Here is a 17,578-nt window from a genome sequence, read left to right on the forward strand (position 1 = left end):
ACTTTTTCTTGCTCTCTGGGGGTGCAACACCCCCTCAATACGCGTTTGGGTGCGTATTGAGCGCCGCGCTGCGTTTATCAAGCGTCGGTTCATTGAGGTACTCACGCCTGCTCACAACTGAATGATATTGGGTAGGGGATTATCAAAGTGAAGTTTGGCAACCGCATTGTGCGGCGGGTCGTTGCGACCCTCGGCATAGTAGGAATCATTGGGGCAGGTCTGGTTTCAGCCCCGAGCGTCGCGATGGCGGCGGGGCCCAATCTGGGCATCAAGGTGAGTGATTTGAAGTTCACCCCAGACCAGGAGCAGATCGTTGTGAACGATAAGCTCATCGTTTCTGGAAAATGGGATGCAACCGATGCAAACCCTCAAGAAGGCGATACGTTTACGATCGCTCTGCCGCGTCAGCTGAAGGCTACCGGCCTCACTTCATTCCCGCTGAAAGGCGAAGACGCTGCCGGGAACGAAGCAGACTGGGCGATCTGTACCGTCGATTCTGAAAAGCAACTCGTGACGTGCGCCATGACCGATGTTGTCTCGGGGCTGCCCTATGATGTCTCGGGCGATTTTACCTTCGAGATCACCGCGGTTGAGGCGACCACAGAAAAAGACCTTACCTTCACGCTTAATGGCGTCGAAGTAGCCGTTGCCTTGCCCGGTGGTGGCGGTATCGATGATGGCCTGAAGCCCCTTGAGCCATGGAGCAAGCGGGGCCAGATGAACCAGGACCACTGGTCTATGAGTTGGCAGATTGAACTGCCGGGTGATCGCCTTGCAGGTCACGACACGGTCAAGGTTCACGAGGCGCTTACGGGTAACCACGCTCTGTGCGAGCCTGTATCTGTTGGTTTTACGCAATACCGTGGCGACGCAGCAACCAATCAGGCGGCTTCAATTGCGCACGAACCTGGTGCGACTGATGATGAGTTCACCTTTGTGCTCACCGAACCCACGGGCGGCTGGGACGAGAAGTCGAGCTACTACATCACCTACACGACTTGTACGCCCGACGGTCAGATCGATCCAGAAGGCACCGAATACGGCAACGAGGCATCGGTTGATGTTTGGGGCGAGACCTCAGGCGTTATCGGTGTGACTCAAGACTGGAACTTTAAGGCCCAGGCCCACAAGAGTGGACACGTGCGTGGCGGTGCCGATCGCAACGGCAAAATGACCTGGCTTGTCGAAGCTGACGGTGATCTCTTCGCTGGTAAAGACTCGTTTGCGCTCGTCGACGAGCTTTCAGGTGAACATGCTTTTGCTGACGACACGGTGAGCAGCATCCGCGTGTTCGAGCAATACGGGCCGAGCGGTACAAAGCGCTCTGAGATTACCGACAAACTCACGGTAACCGACAACGGCAACACCGTGAAGGGCTCGACAAAGCTTGATCTGAACCTTGCGATCAAGGCCGGTTCAGAATTTGCATTCAAAGCCCACCCGTACGTCTACCAGGTGGAATACGCGAGCTTCTCGACGACCGATGGCCTGCCCGCGGCAGGAACAAGCTTCTCGAACAGAGCAAACATCGCTGGTTTCAATACCGAGCGTGAGGTCAAGGCCCCCGGCTACAAAGACGAAAAAGAGGGGTGGATCAACGGCGGCGACAAGCCCGTCGTCATCGATGGCGTCGAGCACCTGCCGCAGACCACCCTCGGATGGAAGATCACCGTACCGGGTGAACGACTCAAAGACGTTGACAGCGACCTTGTTGTGACCGATACTCTGAGCGATTCACAGGCCGTGTGCCTTGGCACGAGCGAAGAAATCGCGAAGCGTCTCGATCTGCGCGTGCGTGCGGTTGACCAGGTAAACGAGGGCGGCCTGAAAACGGTTGACCTGAGCGACACGGTCACAGCCGAACTGGACGGCAACGTTATTACGATGCGTGTTCCGGTGCCGACCTTGCCCGCGCCCCAAGGCGGCGATGTAGAGGGCTTTAGCCACGAGTACCAGTACGTGTTTGATTACAAGACGTGCACCGCAACGGGTGGCATGGATACGCCCGGAACCAAGTACGGCAACAGCGCAACGGTAGCCGGAAAGAAGTACGAGCGCTCGATCACGCAAAACAGTGTTGGAAGCGGCACCGGTAAGGGCGTTGCTCGCGGTACCGCGTCAATTACCAAGAAGCTTGCATCAACACCCGGTGCAGCGTTCGTGCCCAGTGACGCGACCTTCACGGTTCACGCGAAAGAGATCGACCCATCTGACAGGGTTGTGAGCGAGTATGACCTCACGCTGCCCATCGACGGCTCGGCCGTGAGTGGTCTGAACCCGCGCGGCAACGGCTGGAAGATTGAGCTCTCAGAGGTCAACATGCCCTCGTACCCGGGTGTGGTCTTTGCCGCACCGAAGTTTGTTGAGAGCACCGGTGTGACCGTTACCGATGAGGGCACGAAGGCCGTCGTCGAGCTGACGCCAGCATCGAACATCTCGGTCGAGCTCGTGAACACTGCGGAGCTCGGGCAGATCACGGTTGAAAAGGCCGTTGAAGGCGGGGCGGCAAGCCTCGTGAAGGACGAACAGACGTACCAGGTCACCGCCAAGATTGACACGTCGGCGCTCGGCGAAGACTTCCCTGCACAGGATGACCGCACTATCGAGCTCGTCGCTGGCACCCCGGTGACTCTCGGCGACTTGCCAATCGGCTCGGTCGTGACCTTCAGCGAGGCAGTACCCGCCGACAGCGACCTGCTGACCTGGTCGGCTGACCCCACGATTGATCCGCAAACCGTCGAGGTGACTGCAGAGCACGTGGCTACTCCCGCCAAGGTCTCGATCACCAACTACGTCGAGCGCACGGTTGGTACCTTCTCGCTCTCGAAGAGCGTGACGGGCGATCAAGCCGATAATCCTGCTGTGCCAGCCGAGGTTACGGTGACTGCGACCTGGTCACAGGACGGCGCAGATCATGAGAAGACGTTGCAGCTGCCCACCGATGGCACCGCAGTTTCGTTTGGCGAAGAGCTCTACGTCGGAACCGAGGTCACCCTCACCGAGACACCACTCACCGATGGCGACAGCATCGCCTGGGGTGCACCGACCTGGTCGGGTACCGGCGTCACGGTCGATGGTGCATCGGCAAAGGTTACGGTGACTCGTGATGCCGACGCTCAGGTCGCACTCGAGAACCATGCGGCAACATCGACCGCTGGTCTCAGCATCATCAAGGGAATCGCCGGCGAGGCAGCGACCGAGGTTGCGCCCGAAACCGAGTTCCCAATCACCGCGACGTGGATCGACGCCGCAGGTAACACTCAGTCGAAAGAGCTCACGATCAACGCGGTCACTCCGACCGAGCTTGGCGAGGAGCTGCCCGCTGGCACCGTGGTCACGATTCGCGAGGGCGATCAGCCAGCGTTTGACACCGTGATCTGGGGCGAGATTGTCATCTCGGGAACCGATGTCGTTGACGCTGGCGACGGTTCGGCAACCGTGACCGCTTCGACTCAGCAGAGCGACGCGACTCTCGTGACCGTGGTCAACGAGGCAACCTGGGCTCCAGGAACGTTCGGGATTGCGAAGACCGTCACCGGTATCGCGGCTGATCACGCTGACATTCCTGAAACCGTTACCGTGCAGGCAACCTGGTTCGATGACCAGCTTGAGCAGTGGATCTCAGAGCTCACCCTGCCGACCGACGGTACGAACGTCGCGCTTGGGCTCGACTTGCCACACGGCACCGTCGTGACCCTCACCGAGGTCATGCCTGAGAACACCGATCGTCTGACCTGGGCGGCACCGGTGTGGAGCGGTGACGTGACGGTGAACGACGAGGGCAACGCTGTTGTCGTCGTGCAGGCAGCTGGTCATGCAGAGGTCTCGCTCACCAACACCGCGACCCCGCTGCTCGGCTCGGTTTCGATCACCAAGCAGCTCGAGGGCTCGGGAGCAGAGACGGTTGCTGACACCGTGGCCTTCCCGGTTACTGCGACCTGGATCGACATCATGGGTGAAGAGCAGGTGCGCGACCTCGAGGTTGTGAACGGCAAAACCACCGTTATCGATGGTGTTTCACTCGGAACGGTCGTCACCCTCGTCGAGGGCGAAACCGAGCTTGCGAGCGACCTTCACTGGAAGGGTGCAACGTGGGCAAGTGAGCAAGACGAAGTGGAGCTTGTTGCCGGCGAAAATGCCGAGGCAACGGTTCTCGTGACCGGCGAAGCCGGCGCGAACGCTGATCTCACGCTCACCAACACGATTGAGCAGGACGAGCCTGTTGTTCCCGTCGATAAGACCGACGAAGGTTCAAAGAAGCCGAAGGGTCCCGACGCGACCGTTTCTGACCCGAAGGGTCCCGACTCAAAGGGTCTTGCTATGACTGGCTCTGCGTTGAACGTCGCAGGGATCGTGCTTGCCGCGGCTGCCGCGCTGGGGGCCGGTTTCTGGCTGATGCGCCGCAAGACGCAGCGCAGCGACGTGTAGTTCGTACCCGCTGGGTGCGGTCGCCTCGGTGACCGCACGCAGCAACGACAAGTGGCCGTGCCCCTTTCCTCTTGCGAGGTGGGTCACGGCCACTTGTCGTTGTACCGCTTTTAAATGTAGTGGTACTGCAGCGCGCGTACGACGAGCTGTGCAAGGTTGCTCGCGTGCAGTTTTTCGCGCAGGTGCTTAACGTGGGTCTGCACGGTCCATGCCGAAACGTGCTGTTGCATTGCGATCTCGGCGTATGTGAAGCCCTGAGTGACGAGAATGAGCGTATCGAGCTCGGCTCGCGTGAGTTCGGGGTTCTTCACGGGAGCGTCAGGCAGTCGGTCACCACTAATGACAATGTCTTGCGCGAGCGTTTTGAGCCAGCGTGGATCATCAGAGGTGACGGCGCTCACCACGACTGAACGCAGCGCCTCCTCCTGTGTCGTCTTGCGCACCACCGCGACCGCTCCTGCTTCGAGCGCGCGCCCGAGACCCGGTCCTGGAGCAATGGTCGTGAGTACGACGATTCGGGCCTCTGGGGTGGTCTCCCGAATTCGGTAGATCGTTTCGATGCCGCTGATGCCGGGGCCTAAATTGATGTCCATGAGCGTGATGTCGGGCTTGAGCTCGCTGTGGAGCGTAACGGCGTGCTCGCCTGAATGGGCGATAGCAACCGAACTGGCATCCTGAAAAGCCAGCTGTAAGCCTCTCGTTGTCCAGTGATCGTCGTCAACGATCAAGATCGACAGCTCGTCGAGGGTGGGCACATATTTCAGCATTACAGACAGTACTTTCGGTACTTCTTGACGTCAGTGATGCGCCACACGATGCACTGAGAAGGCTTCGCCCGCAGTACAGGCTCCGCGGCGAGTACACCAGCTACACCGGCGAGTACCTCTGTTTGCGATGTGTCAGAGAGGGGTTCTGCCTCGGCCGAAGAGAACGGTGCCCCCGAGAGGGGCAGCAAGAGCAAGGCGAGCGACGTCAAGATCTTCATAGTGGTATCTCATCACACAGCTGAGCCGCCGGCCATACCCGATTCAAGCGATGTTGGGCGCTTTCTTGTGACGGGAATGCGCACGGTCACGGTAAAGATGCGGTCGGTGCTTGACGCCTCGCAGGTTCCCCCGAACTCTTGCGCTCGACGCGCGAGGCTCTGCGGTTTTGCGAGGCTTTGGGTCGAAATTGGATTTGTTGCGACCGCCTGAACGAAAGTGCCGTGCTCCTCGCGATTTTCGCTGAGCGTAATAGAACAACCAGTACGCTCGCTCGAGTGCTTCACAATGTTCGTGACGAGCTCGCGAGCAATGAAGAGGAGCTGGCGGTCGGTAGCTGCACTGTATCGGGGCAGGGAGCCCACGACGGTGAGATCTATCTCGTACCCTCCGGCCTTGGCCGACGCGATCATTGATGCGAGTGCCTCTTCGAGACTGAGCGTCGTGTGGTGTTCGGTTGAAAGGTCGAGTGCGCCCTCGCGGAGCCCGAGTAGCAGCGAGCGCAGTTCAAGCTGACTCTGTTCGTTGATAGCACTGAGCTCATCGAGCATGCTTGCCACTTTGGTGTCGGTATTTTCGTGCGAGATCACGCGAATGGCCGCAGACTGTGTTGCGAGACTGTGCGAGACGGTGTCGTGCGTGTCAATGATGAAGGCGACCCTGAGCCGCTGCAATTCTTGTTCGTGCGCGATCGCCAGTCGCTCACGCTCATGAATCGCGAGGTTAATGCGGTTTTCGAGAAAGTAAGCCGAAACGCCGAGTATCCACGCTGCACCCGTCACGAGTGCGAGCTCGGCGAGGGGCGTTGCGAGACTCGCTTGCAAAAACTCTTCACCGATCGCGAGAGTAAAAAAGAGGCCTGTGTACAGCAGCGCTGGCCACGGGCGGCCGTGGGCCACGAGCACCGTGATGGGCAGCAGGATCGAGAGTTGAAAAGGATTGATCAGGTCGGGGTAGAGCAGCATGTGAGCCGCATACAGACCGAGCGCGACCGCGGTTACGCTGACGGGAAAGAACGGGGCTACCGCGAGTAGTACGGCCGAGAGATAAAAAAGAATGAGTGCCACCGGCTCGGTGCTCTCGGGGCTGCCGAAGAGATCAATGATGAAGAAGAGGAGCGCAAAAGCGCGCAGAGGAATATCGACGATGCGGTTGCCAAGTAGGGCACGCATGATCCGCCCAGAGGTGCCTTGATCGTTCATAGCCGCTCTTCTGATACGCCCCGGGTCGAGCGAGAACGAGCTCGGTTGGGGCAGGCCCGTTTTGCCTAGCGCCACTCTTCTCCCTGCACATCGTGATTTTGGCCGTTAGGGACAGTGTACAGCCGAGCTTTGCTACCGCCCTCGCGGCGGTGCGTTGGCAAGATCACCGAAACGAGTGATTCGATCAGCAGCCACCCCGTCATAGCCTTGGTTGAAACTGACGAGAGGGGTCGCGATGCGAGGGCAACCACCGCGAAACACGCGGCGCCTGAGCGTTTGCCCTCTTTGAGACGCTGAATAGACAGGAAGGTTGGGTCTCGCTTCATGAACGCAGCCGTTACACAGTACGTTCTCGTGTTGCTGGGGCTCTTCACACTCGCGCTTATCGCCGTCAAAGTGATGGATCTCGAGAGTAGTTCACCCTGGCGGCTTGTTCCCTACCTCGCGGCACTTGCAGCGGTTGTGCTCTACTCGGCATTCATGTTTGCGCGCAGTCGCAAGGCTCAAAGAGCACGTCGCGATCGGGCGATGAGCGACGTGAGGCTCTGAGCCCGTAACGATCTGAGCCCCGTAACGATCTAAGCGACCTAACGCCTGAACCCCGTCAGGTTCTCAGCTGTGTGAGGTGTTAAGCGACGCGGGCGTGCTCGGGGCACGAAGCGTCAAGGTGCTTCTCGCACACGACGAAGCGAGTGCGGCATGAACGATCGGTGCAGTTTGCGACGGTCTTCGACGGCGTGCCACACTCCTGGCACGCGCCAATGACGGCAGCACCGGGCGCGAAATCCATGGTCTCCCGCCCGTCAAACACGGCGAGCGATCCCTCCCACAGGCCATCGTTGCCAAAGGCTTCGCCGTAGCGAACGATGCCGCCGTCGATCTGATACACCTCTGAGAAACCGCGCTCGGCCATTGCTGCCGAAAGAATTTCGCAGCGGATCCCTCCGGTGCAATACGTCACCACTGGGCGATCTTTAATGTCGTCGTACACGCCACTTTCGATCTCGGCAATGAAGTCGTGCGTCGTGCGCACGTCGGGCACGATTGCACCCTTAAACTTGCCGATCTCGGCCTCCCACGCATTGCGGCCGTCAAAGAAGACGACGTCATCGCCACGGGCCTCGACGAGATCGTTGACGGCCTGAGGCGTCAGTCGTGATCCGCCGCCAACGACACCACGCTCGTCAACAACCGTCTCTGCGGGAATGCCGAAGGCGACGAGTTCGTCGCGCACCTTGACGCTGAGCTTCGGGAAGTCGCGTGAGGTGAGCCACGGAACGCTTCGGTCGACGCCCTTAAAAATATCGGGCTCTGGCTCTTCAAAGCCCGTGCCGTCACTCCACTTGACGTCGATGCCAGCGAATGCTGGGTGCTCCTGCGTTTTGCGAAGGTAGATCTTGCAGGCATCGAGCTCGCCGCCAACGGTTCCATTGATGCCGTGGCGTGAGATGATGATGCGGCCTCGAAGCCCGAGCCGCTCGCAGAGCTCGCGTTGCCACAGGCGCATCGCCTCGGGGTCAGCCACGGGGGCAAACGCGTAGTACAGCAGAATCTTTGAGTGGGCCATAGTGCACATTTTACGCTACGTGCTCTGCGAGTGGCGTGTCAGCTGCTCGCGCTATGGTGATTGCTGAAGGGGCGGTGCCGCCCCGATCGACGAGTGTAAGGAGAAGCGATGACTTTTGACCCGAAAGCACACGGCCTCATCAACCCCTATGCCCTCATGCGGGCAGTGCCGAGTTTTACGCTCACAAGCACCGATATTCAGCACGGTGAGCCCCTGCCTAAAGAGACGTACGGCGCCTTCGATAACGCGTCACCTCAGCTGAGCTGGGCCGACTTTCCCGCCGAGACACAGAGCTTTGCGGTGACCTGTTACGATCCTGATGCCCCTACGGGCTCTGGCTTCTGGCACTGGGCCGTCGCCAATATTCCCGCTACAACGACCTCGCTGCCGAGCGGGGCTGGGGCGCCCGACAGCACCCTCCTGCCTGAGGGCGCCATTACGCTACCGAACGAGATGCGTGAACCCGCATTCACGGGTGCCGCGCCTCCGGAGGGCACTGGCGTGCACCACTACTGGTTCGCGGTGCACGCACTCTCGGTACCGCACATCGACATCGACCCTCAAGCAACTCCCGCGGCTCTGGGGTTCACGATGCGTGATGTGACACTGGCCCGCGCGGTCATTGTTGCTACCGGTGAGTACCAGGGCGACTAACACCGGGCCTGCATGAAACCCGAAGCTCTCTTTCAGGGTGTTACCGCGGTTTCGAGAGGCCCGCGAAATACAGTGGAACCATGCAGGTGACAGAATCGGCGATGCTCTGCCTCGAATCTTGGCGAGGCAGAGTTATCGCTGCACGCCAGAAGGCGGGTGGCGGCGCTCCCAAGACACTCTTGAGCGGAGTGAGGGAAGACCCCGGTGCCTTCGACTTCGTGCGCGACATTTTCGACTATGTCGAGCTGCCTCAAGACGCCTTTGCGGCGGCGTTGGGCTTGCACGAACTCTCGCAGGAGGCGCCGGAATCGCTGCCCGCGAGGTTACGGCTCGCGTTGCGTGTCGGCGGTATCGCTTCGTTTGGGCTGCCATGGGGCATCCTTCCGGTGGTGAAGAAGCGCTTTCACGCTCACCTTGACGAGATATTGCTCGCGAGCGAGCTTCCTGGGCTTCCCGGAGGCCCTGAGGCGAGCGGTGAAACGGGTGCGCCGGTGAAAGCGCCAGCTGGGCTGAAGGGCCTCCCAGAGAACGCCGACCTTGAACTGCACGGTGCCCCAATCGCGGGCCCCGCCGGCGTGCAGCGAGAGGTCGAACGCTTGAGAGCGCTCGTGCGACTCGGTGGTGTGAAGCGATTGAGCGTTTCGCCTGCACGGTTTATAACGGGCAACGCCGAGTGGCTGCTCGACGAACTGCCCACTGCGATTAGTGATGCGCTGCACACATTCCTTGCCGAGTGCGATGACCATGGCGTCGCGGTCACCTTCGTCGCTCGTAGCTACGCTGAGGCGCTCGCCATGCCCGGTATCGTGCGGGCAGTGCACCTTGACGCGCGTTGTGGCACGCCTCTCATTGGGGTAGAGGTGCTCGCCGAACTGCCAGAGAGCGTTGGCATCATTCGAGAGCTCGCCGAGGTGGCCGAGGCTACAAGACCGCTCGAGGTGAGGCTCACCACTCGAAGCATTGCACGAGAAGCAACGATTGACTCCCTTGAGCGTGGCCTCGCGGTTCCCGTCATTAGCGAGCCTGAAGAGCGAGATGCTGCTTGGCTTCGTGCGGTTGACGAGCTCTTATCGTCAGCTGGTGACGGGGCGCTCTTGCCGGTATTCGCGAGCGAAGATGCCGCGCTGCTTGCCGTCGCCCAGGTGCTCACCCAACAGCACCGCGCTGGATCGACCCTGCAGGTGGCCGTCTACCGGGGTAGGGTGCCAGAGCTCGAGGCCGTGCTTCAAGCAAGCGGCTCCAACGTGCGGGTCATGACCCCGGTGGTCACCCCGGCCGAGTTTGCTCACGCTTTGCCTGAGGTTCTTGAAACCCTCTCGCTCGTTGCCTCAGACCACTCGCCGCTCGCGACGACCGAACGGGTCTGGAACGAAGCAGGGCAGGGTATCTCACCCGAGGTGCGGCAGCGCATCGAGACACTGCAAGAACTTGCGGGGGGCGAAGCACCCGCAAGCCACCGTCTGCAAGACCGGTCACGTGAGTGGGAACCGAGTGAGCGTGATTCGCCACTCATGTACCGCCCGCCCGCTGACGCGCATCGCTTCGACACTGGAGGCCTTACCGCTCAGGTCATGCAGTTGCACCGTGATGCGGGTGCCCGCCCGAGGGTGCACACCGATGCGCCCCAGCGAGTTCCGCTTACCTCTGACACCGGGTTTGCCTGCGAACCAGATACAGATGTGGCTCAGAAGCGCAACCGCGGCTGGGTGCTTGCTCAGGTGGCGCGGGCAAAGCACAGCGAGATTGGCGTTGCGGCGGCTGAAGCAGCCCAAACCGGAGCCTGGGCCCTTGACACGGTAATCGAGCGCGCCGCGAAGGCGGGAGCGCTCTGGGCTGGCTGGGCACACGCTGACCGTGCGACAACGGTGAGACGCGGATCGCTCGCGCTCGTCGCCGCGAGAGATCGTCTCATTGAAGTGCTCGTCGCTGAGCGCGGCAGCCCGTTGCCTGAGATTGACGGCGAGGTTGGGTACGCGATCGACAGTGCGAGGTATCTCGCGAGCCGGGCAGAGGGGTTGCGCACTGTGCGCGGGGCGACATTCGCGCCTCAACGGCTCTCGCTCATTGCAGTCGACGAGCACACTGCATTTGGTGAGCTCGCAGAGATGGTTTTCGCAGTGTTGAGCGCCGGTTCGGGGGTCGTGATTGCCGCCCACCCGACGCTCGCGAGAACCGTGAGCGTGCTGCTTGAAGAGCTGAGCCACGCGGGGCTTCCCGAGGCGACGACGACGCTGATGACGCCTGGGCCAGGCGAGACTTTTGACGAATTCGTGTTGCGCGTGACCGAGCGGTCAGAGTTCGTGCAGGGCATGTATGTGGTTTCGAGTGAACTCGCGAGGGCGGTTCAGCGTCGTGCACCTTCGTTGCGCCGCGACATTCGCGTGCGTTCGCACGCAACGGTGACGGTGACGCAGAGCGCCGACGCGCTCGCCGCAGTGCCAACGATCGTGCGCTCGGCGTTCGCCGGTGCTGGTGGCCACCACCGCTCGGCGCGTGCCATCGTGCTCGTGGGAACGCTTGCTCGTTCAGACGCGTTTCTCGACACGCTTGCCGATGCCGTGAATGCGGTGGTCGTCGGGCACAGTGGAGCATCAGAGGCTTCGGCAATGGAACTCACGATGGGCCCGTTGCCTGCTCCGCCGAGCCCAGCTGGACTGAGAGCGCTCACGACACTCGCGCAGGGTGAGAGCTGGCTCGTGCAACCGCGACAGCTCGATCGCGAGGGCCTGCTCTGGTCGCCCGGCGTGCGAGTTGGAGTGCGCCCAGATGCCGAGTTCTGGGCTGACTCGGTTGGGGTTCCGGTGATTGGCGTTGTGCGTGCCGTCAGTATGCATGACGCACTCGTGAAGCAGGGTGAAATTGGCGGCAGAGCGACCGCAGCCCTCTGGTCACTGGACGGCGAAGAGATCGTTTCTTGGCTCGAGAGCACCAAGGCGGCGGCGCTCGCCGTTAACCGTGGCACGACCGGTGCGCGGGTCGAGCGGTTTCCCTCTGGGGTGTGGCATAACGCCCAGAGCACCTGGCAGCCCCTCGCGGGCGGCCCCCATCGGCTTATTCCTCTCGGTGAATGGACGCTACGTCGCGGCACGCAGAGCGATACCCTGCACCTGCGTGGGCTCGACCCCGTGATTCAGCACGTCATCGAGACGGTGCAGCCGCTCTTGAGCTACACGCAGTTCGACGTGCTGAGGCGAGCGGCGCTGGCCGATGAGCTTGCTTGGCGTACGCAGTTTGGCACGGTGCACGATGCCTCGGGCCTTTCAACCGAACACAACTTGCTTCGTTATCGGAGGGTCGCTGTGCACCTGCGGCTCGCAACCACGGGTGACACTGGTGCGCTCATCAGGTTGCTCATTGCGGGCCTCCTCAGTTCGTCGGCGCTCACGGTCTCGTCAGGTCTCACCCTGCCAAAAGAATTGGTCGCGCTGCTTGAATTGCACCAGATCTCATACGTGTACGAGGGCGATGAGACGTGGATCGAGCGCGCAAGTCTCGAGGGAGCCGCCGTTTCTGGCGTGGGCGAGGTTCCTGCGGCCCGTATTCGGCTCATCGGCGGTGAGGCAACTCGCGTGACCGAGTGGCTGAGTTCTCGAAACGATGTGAGCGTGTGGGCGAGGCCGGTGACGATGGCTGGGCCCATCGAACTGCTCGGGTTCGTGAAGGAGCAAGCTGTCTCGATTGAACGAACGCGACACGGTTTTCAAGCGCCCATAGACGAACTTGAGGAGTGGCTCGACGAGCTGAAGGGGCAGTGATCCGCGCCCCTTTTTGCACTGGTTCTCGACGATGTTTTGCTGCAACCTCGGCGAATCGCCCCGTGAGGAATTGCAGAAGCGCCGCAAGAGCAGGTATGATCATTGCTTGGTTGTGTTGTCGCAATCAATGGCGGATTGCCCGAGCGGCCAAAGGGATCTGACTGTAAATCAGACGCGTAAGCTTCGCGTGTTCGAATCACGCATCCGCCACCAGTAACACCCGGTCGAGACCATCTCGACCGGGTGTTTTTGTGTCTTCGGGAGCCGCATTCGGCGTGAGCCTGTGCGGGGGCTCCAGGCAGCCAGCACAGCGAGCGTCAGAGGTGCGGGGTACCATGGGCTCACACCGTACGACACCACACGAGGGAGTGTGAGCAAGACATGAGTTCTGAGCACGTTTCGACCTACCCGCAAACGCCTCACGGCGGGGTGCTCGTTGACCAGACCATCGCGGCGGCCGATCGTGCCGCGTACACCGAGCGAGCTCGGGGGCTGGCAACGATCCGCGTTGATCTTGAAGCGATCATTACGATCGAGATGATCGCGACTGGGGTGCTATCGCCCAACAAGGGCTTCATGAACGAGGCTGACTACCTCTCGGTGCTCGAGAACGGCAGGCTCGCAAACGGAGTGGTGTGGCCCGTGCCGTTGAGCTTCGCACCGATTGGCAAGACGAACGCCACGATCATTGAGGGGCTCAGCGAGGGCGACGAGATCTGCCTCTCTGATGACCAGGGCGAGCCCGTCGCGATCCTCGCGATCGAAGACATCTTTGCCTACGACCGGGAGCATCGGTCGCAGAAGCTCTTCGGCACCACCGACCGCAACCACCCGGGGGTCGACTCGATCTACCGGCGCATGGGCGAGACGGCGCTCGGCGGCACGCTCACCCTCATCAACCGGGTCGACTGGGGCCCATTTGAGCGGCTGCGGCAAGAGCCGAAAGATACGTGGAAGCTGTTTTACGAAGAGAAGGGCTTCAACTCGGTTGCAGGCTTCATCACGGGTGCGAACCCGCTGCACCGCGGGCACGAGTACATTCACCGAAATGCGCTCGAAGAGGTCGACGGCATCTTCTTGCAGCCCCTCGTCGAGATGGCCAAACGCGAGTATGTGCGCCACGAGTACCGCATTCGTGGGTACCAGAACGTGATGGAGCAGTACTACCCAATGGATCGCTCGATTCTCTCGCCCCTGCGTGTCACCTACATCTTTGCCGGGCCCAGGGAGGCGATTCTGCACGCGCTCATTATGAAGAACTACGGCTGCACGCACGCGCTCATCGGCCGCGACCACGCGGGCATCGGTGACTACTACGACAAATACGCTGCCCACTCGGTGTTTGACGAATACACGAAGGAAGAGCTCGGCATCGATATCAGGCTCTTTCACGAGGTCTTCTACGATGCACGCGCCGCGACCCACGCGACCGACCGCACGAGCGGCACCGACGACGTGCGGTACCGGCTCAATATCTCGGGAACCGGCATTCGCGAGCTTTTGCGGTACGGCTTCATGCCGCCCAAAGAGATTGTGCGGCCCGAGTCGGCCCTCGCAGCATTTCAGGGCATTCAGCCCAAGGGCGTCGATGCCGAGGGAGTGGCCGTGAACCCGCCAGGCAAGGTCATCAAGAGCATGTTCCCGTATTACCTCGAGTACACGAGGCTCGGGGGTCCGAAGCGTGCTGAGCCGCTCAAGCCCGAAGACCTCACGGTCGATGACCTCGCGCTCGTCATGCGTGACGTGCGCGAGCACACGGGTCTCATCTACGAAGATGTCTACGACGAATATCGTGGGGTGCTCGATCACAACCGCGGCCTCGCCCCACTGTGGCGAGAAGAAGCGAGAGACCAGTTCAGGACGAAGCAGGAGAAGCTCATCGATGAGCTTGAGGCGAAGCTTGCTCAGGCGGTCGACAAGGCCTCTGACGAGTTCATGTACCAGGACCGTGAAGAGGTCGAGCGAGAGCTCACCGCTGCGAAGGCGCTGCTCGCTGAGATGCCCTGTAACCTGACGCCTGAGTCGCTCGAAGGGCGTACGTGGAATACCATGCCCTATCAGCGCTACCGTGGGGCCGACGAAGTCTAGGCTCGTTCCCGGTGAGGCCACGATTGCATGGTATCGGGCCTCGCCGGGGCGACACTAGCCCCGGGGGCAGATGCTTGTTACGGTACTGCTATGCGAAAAACGCGCACTCCGAGTGACGGGGCAGACGGGCCGTTAAAACCTGCGTCTTCGAAAGAGACGCTCACGCGAAGAATTCAGTCGCCGCTCCCGCCCCCGCTCCCACACCCTGCGCTCCTGCCCGGCATCGGTGTTGAAAAGACCGGTGCGCGCTTTACCACGAACTGGGTCGTACTCATTATCACGGCTCTTTCGACGATTGCGGTGATCGCATGGGCACTCATTTCGCCGAGTTCGCTTTCAAACGCGGGCGCTGCGGCCCTCACCTGGGTCAACCACTACTTCAGCTGGCTCTTCATGGCGCTCGCCATGTGCATTGCTGTCTTCATGCTCATTGTCGGTTACGGCCGAACTGGTGGCATTGTTCTCGGCACCGATGACGAGGAGCCGGAGTTTAGCCGCGCGTCGTGGATCTCGATGCTCTTTGCGGCGGGCCTCGGCATCGGCTTGCTCTTCTATGGCCCGCTTGAGCCGCTCACGTACTTTTTGAATCCGCCTCCAGGAACGGGCGTCGAAGCGGGAACCGCTGAAGCGATGCTTCCGGCTCTGTCTCAGACGTTCCTGCACTGGGGCCCGATCGCCTGGGCCTTCTACTCACTCGTTGGTGGCGCGATTGCTTACAGCACCTATCGCAGGGGTCGCCCGCCGCTTATCTCGGCACTCTTCGAGCCGGTGTTCCCGTCTTCGACCGGCACGCGCCGTGCGGTAGGCCGTGTGATCGATATCTTTGCGATCATCGTGACACTTTTCGGCACGGCTGTGTCCCTCGGCATCGGCGCGCTGCAGATTGGCCGTGGCATTGAGATCGTGACCGGCATTGGCGAGGTGACGAACGCGATTCTTGTCGCGATCATCGCGGTGCTGACGGGCGGCTTCATTGCCTCGGCCGTTTCGGGCGTCAAGAAGGGCATTCGCAGGCTCTCGAACCTCAACATGACCCTCACGGGTCTGTTCGCCCTGTTTGTCTTCATCGCGGGCCCCACGGTCGTGATCTTGAACCTCGTACCGTCATCGCTTGTGACCTTCGTGCAGGACATCCCGCTCATGTTGGCGCGCAACATTACCCAGGGCGGTGAGACCGAAGCGTTCCTCTCGACCTGGACGGTCTACTACTGGGCTTGGTGGGTTTCGTGGGCTCCCTTCGTCGGCATGTTCATCGCGAAGATTTCACGAGGCCGTTCGCTGCGTGAGTTCGTGACAGTTGTGCTGCTCGTGCCAACGGCGATCGTGCTCGGCTGGTTCATCGTCTACGGTGGCACGGCGATGTGGATGTCAATTGAGGGCGCTGACTTTGCCATGGACGGTAGTGGCGAAGACGTACTCTTCCAGGTGCTTCAGGGCCTACCACTCAGCCTCCTCACCTCAACTGTCGCGATGGTCGCGATCATCATCTTCTTCGTGACGGCGGCTGACTCCGCCTCGATCGTTATGGCGTCGATGTCACAGGGAGGCCGTGCAGAGCCTTCCAAGGCCATCACGGTCATGTGGGGCCTGTTGCTCAGCTTCATCGCGATCGCGCTCTTGCTCGCGGGCGGGCGCAATGCGCTTTCGGGTTTGCAGTCGCTTATGGTCGTCTCGGCCCTCCCCTTCTCGTTCATTGTTATCGGCATCATGTACTCGTGGGCGCAAGATCTGCGCATCGACCCCTATATGATTCGCCGCAAGTACGCGAAGCAGGCGATTGCACAGGGCGTCATCAGGGGTATCGACGAGTACGGTGACGACTTCGTGTTCGAGGCCAGTGAGGTCCCTGAAGACGAGGGTGCAGGCATGGGCTTCGACAGTAGCGACCCCCAACTCACCGACTGGTACGTCGACGCGACGACCAGTTCGATGCCCATCATTAAGAATGAGCTCACGGGTGAGCAGCCCGATGCTTCGCTTGCGCAGCTGACCGGCGCTGAAGCGCCTCAGCAGTTGTTGGGCTCGGCCTCGGCTTCTGACTCAGCCCCGGCAGAGGAAGCGGCTGATGCTGCGGTCGCCGGTACCGAAAGCAGCGACGAGGTGGGCGAAGCTAGCGACGAGGGTGAGACCCCCGAGGCGGGGGAGAAGAACTAGTCGCTCGTGATCGGGCTGCTGAGCGCAAACACGAGCTCAGCGGCCTGGTCACCGAGCGTTTCGAAGGGATCGTCGGCGCCCGGCTCAGCGAGGGCACTCGCCTGCATCGCGGTCGCGAACTCGTGCATGAGAATCGTCAGCACGCGCCTGAGCGGCATCGTGGGCGTGCGGCCCGCTGCCTCGAGCACTGATGCGACGGTCTGCTCGATGTCGTCGAGAAACGAGGTCATGAGCCGTTGGTGGCTGGGCGCGAGCGCGGGGTCGCGCAGCGCCATGAGCAAGAATTCGGTCTCAAGAATGAACCACGACTGTGCAAACTCCGAGGGCAAAAAGAACTCGACGATAATTTGCGCGGCCTCGTCGACCGTGAACGGCGTCTTGCGAGCGTGCAAGTGCGGCTCAAGCTCTTCGGCGCGTTCCTTGAAGTCGGCACCCCGGCGCGCAAACTCACGCTCGAGCACGGTCAAAAACAGTTGCTCCTTCGAGGTGAAGTTCGAGTAGAAGGCGCCGCGCGTGAAGTCGGCGCGTTGGCAGATCGATTCGACCGATGCGCCCTGCACGCCCTCTTCGGCAAACACCTCGATCGCTGCGTCGAGCAGCCGCTCGCGGGTATGCTCGCGCCGGGTGCTCGGGGCCTGGGAATGCTCATTCGCCACGCGGTGCTCCTTCTGCAGAAGTCATAGACAGATTCTCAGTCAACATACACGCATATGCCGATACATTAGTGTATCGAAGCAGGATACAGGA

12 protein-coding genes and 1 tRNA gene are annotated in these 17,578 nt (G+C 61.1%); 7 read left to right on the forward strand and 6 right to left on the reverse strand.

Annotated features, from left to right (window positions below; translation table 11 throughout):
* Window positions 1–147: 147 nt before the first annotated feature.
* Window positions 148–4,428, forward strand: coding sequence for a DUF5979 domain-containing protein (locus tag KTJ78_RS13890; protein WP_217133511.1), 4,281 nt, complete (start codon window positions 148–150; stop codon window positions 4,426–4,428).
* 110 nt (window positions 4,429–4,538) lie between these two features.
* On the opposite strand, the gene KTJ78_RS05820 is transcribed toward KTJ78_RS13890, so the two are convergent.
* From KTJ78_RS05820 to KTJ78_RS05835, 4 genes are all read right to left on the reverse strand, one after another.
* Window positions 4,539–5,195: a response regulator gene (locus KTJ78_RS05820; RefSeq protein ID WP_217133512.1), complete on the reverse strand. Its 657-nt coding sequence runs from the start codon at window positions 5,193–5,195 to the stop codon at window positions 4,539–4,541.
* A complete protein-coding gene (locus tag KTJ78_RS05825; RefSeq protein WP_217133513.1) occupies window positions 5,195–5,413 on the reverse strand; it encodes a hypothetical protein in 219 nt (72 codons plus the stop codon). The genes KTJ78_RS05820 and KTJ78_RS05825 overlap by 1 nt, the downstream gene beginning before the upstream one ends.
* Window positions 5,414–5,425: 12 nt before the next feature.
* The gene (locus KTJ78_RS05830) at window positions 5,426–6,613 is read right to left on the reverse strand and encodes a sensor histidine kinase (RefSeq protein ID WP_217133514.1); all 1,188 of its coding nucleotides are present in this window, start codon (window positions 6,611–6,613) and stop codon (window positions 5,426–5,428) included.
* Between the two features lie 65 nt (window positions 6,614–6,678).
* Complete coding sequence (locus tag KTJ78_RS05835) at window positions 6,679–6,939, reverse strand: hypothetical protein (RefSeq protein ID WP_217133516.1); 261 nt, start codon at window positions 6,937–6,939, stop codon at window positions 6,679–6,681.
* Between KTJ78_RS05835 and KTJ78_RS05840 the strand changes: the two genes are divergently transcribed.
* Window positions 6,938–7,162 carry a hypothetical protein gene (locus KTJ78_RS05840; protein WP_217133518.1) on the forward strand — a complete coding sequence of 75 codons (225 nt, stop codon included), beginning with the start codon at window positions 6,938–6,940 and terminating at the stop codon, window positions 7,160–7,162. The two genes, KTJ78_RS05835 and KTJ78_RS05840, sit on opposite strands and share 2 nt — an antisense overlap.
* Window positions 7,163–7,241: 79 nt before the next feature.
* Here KTJ78_RS05840 and KTJ78_RS05845 read toward each other — a convergent pair whose 3' ends face one another.
* Window positions 7,242–8,180 carry a tRNA uridine(34) hydroxylase gene (locus KTJ78_RS05845; protein ID WP_217133521.1) on the reverse strand — a complete coding sequence of 313 codons (939 nt, stop codon included), beginning with the start codon at window positions 8,178–8,180 and terminating at the stop codon, window positions 7,242–7,244.
* A gap of 108 nt (window positions 8,181–8,288) precedes the next feature.
* On the opposite strand from KTJ78_RS05845, the gene KTJ78_RS05850 reads away from it, so the two are divergent.
* The 5 genes from KTJ78_RS05850 (at window position 8,289) to KTJ78_RS05870 (ending at window position 16,831) form a co-directional block, all read left to right on the forward strand.
* Window positions 8,289–8,834 carry a YbhB/YbcL family Raf kinase inhibitor-like protein gene (locus KTJ78_RS05850; RefSeq protein WP_217133529.1) on the forward strand — a complete coding sequence of 182 codons (546 nt, stop codon included), beginning with the start codon at window positions 8,289–8,291 and terminating at the stop codon, window positions 8,832–8,834.
* A gap of 80 nt (window positions 8,835–8,914) precedes the next feature.
* On the forward strand, window positions 8,915–12,589 hold the full coding sequence (locus KTJ78_RS05855; protein ID WP_217133530.1) for an aldehyde dehydrogenase family protein: 3,675 nt from the start codon (window positions 8,915–8,917) through the stop codon (window positions 12,587–12,589).
* A gap of 129 nt (window positions 12,590–12,718) precedes the next feature.
* Window positions 12,719–12,802 (forward strand) — tRNA-Tyr (locus KTJ78_RS05860).
* 168 nt (window positions 12,803–12,970) lie between these two features.
* On the forward strand, window positions 12,971–14,677 hold the full coding sequence (locus KTJ78_RS05865; RefSeq protein WP_217133531.1) for a hypothetical protein: 1,707 nt from the start codon (window positions 12,971–12,973) through the stop codon (window positions 14,675–14,677).
* A gap of 90 nt (window positions 14,678–14,767) precedes the next feature.
* Complete coding sequence (locus KTJ78_RS05870) at window positions 14,768–16,831, forward strand: BCCT family transporter (RefSeq protein WP_217133533.1); 2,064 nt, start codon at window positions 14,768–14,770, stop codon at window positions 16,829–16,831.
* On the opposite strand, the gene KTJ78_RS05875 is transcribed toward KTJ78_RS05870, so the two are convergent.
* On the reverse strand, window positions 16,828–17,487 hold the full coding sequence (locus KTJ78_RS05875; protein ID WP_217133535.1) for a TetR/AcrR family transcriptional regulator: 660 nt from the start codon (window positions 17,485–17,487) through the stop codon (window positions 16,828–16,830). The genes KTJ78_RS05870 and KTJ78_RS05875 overlap by 4 nt on opposite strands.
* Window positions 17,488–17,578: the final 91 nt, after the last annotated feature.

Origin of the sequence: Leucobacter chinensis (assembly GCF_019049105.1) — a bacterium.
GTDB lineage: Bacteria > Actinomycetota > Actinomycetes > Actinomycetales > Microbacteriaceae > Leucobacter_A > Leucobacter_A chinensis.

What these genes read in the sequence shown, in the direction of transcription:
- KTJ78_RS05870 (WP_217133533.1), top strand. Translation starts at nt 14,768, where the DNA reads ATGCGAAAAACGCGCACTCCGAGTGACGGGGCAGACGGGCCGTTAAAA.
- KTJ78_RS05830 (WP_217133514.1), bottom strand. Translation starts at nt 6,613, where the DNA reads ATGAACGATCAAGGCACCTCTGGGCGGATCATGCGTGCCCTACTTGGC.
- KTJ78_RS05825 (WP_217133513.1), bottom strand. Translation starts at nt 5,413, where the DNA reads ATGAAGATCTTGACGTCGCTCGCCTTGCTCTTGCTGCCCCTCTCGGGG.
- KTJ78_RS05820 (WP_217133512.1), bottom strand. Translation starts at nt 5,195, where the DNA reads ATGCTGAAATATGTGCCCACCCTCGACGAGCTGTCGATCTTGATCGTT.
- KTJ78_RS05865 (WP_217133531.1), top strand. Translation starts at nt 12,971, where the DNA reads ATGAGTTCTGAGCACGTTTCGACCTACCCGCAAACGCCTCACGGCGGG.
- KTJ78_RS05845 (WP_217133521.1), bottom strand. Translation starts at nt 8,180, where the DNA reads ATGGCCCACTCAAAGATTCTGCTGTACTACGCGTTTGCCCCCGTGGCT.
- KTJ78_RS05835 (WP_217133516.1), bottom strand. Translation starts at nt 6,939, where the DNA reads ATGAAGCGAGACCCAACCTTCCTGTCTATTCAGCGTCTCAAAGAGGGC.
- KTJ78_RS05840 (WP_217133518.1), top strand. Translation starts at nt 6,938, where the DNA reads ATGAACGCAGCCGTTACACAGTACGTTCTCGTGTTGCTGGGGCTCTTC.
- KTJ78_RS05850 (WP_217133529.1), top strand. Translation starts at nt 8,289, where the DNA reads ATGACTTTTGACCCGAAAGCACACGGCCTCATCAACCCCTATGCCCTC.
- KTJ78_RS05855 (WP_217133530.1), top strand. Translation starts at nt 8,915, where the DNA reads ATGCAGGTGACAGAATCGGCGATGCTCTGCCTCGAATCTTGGCGAGGC.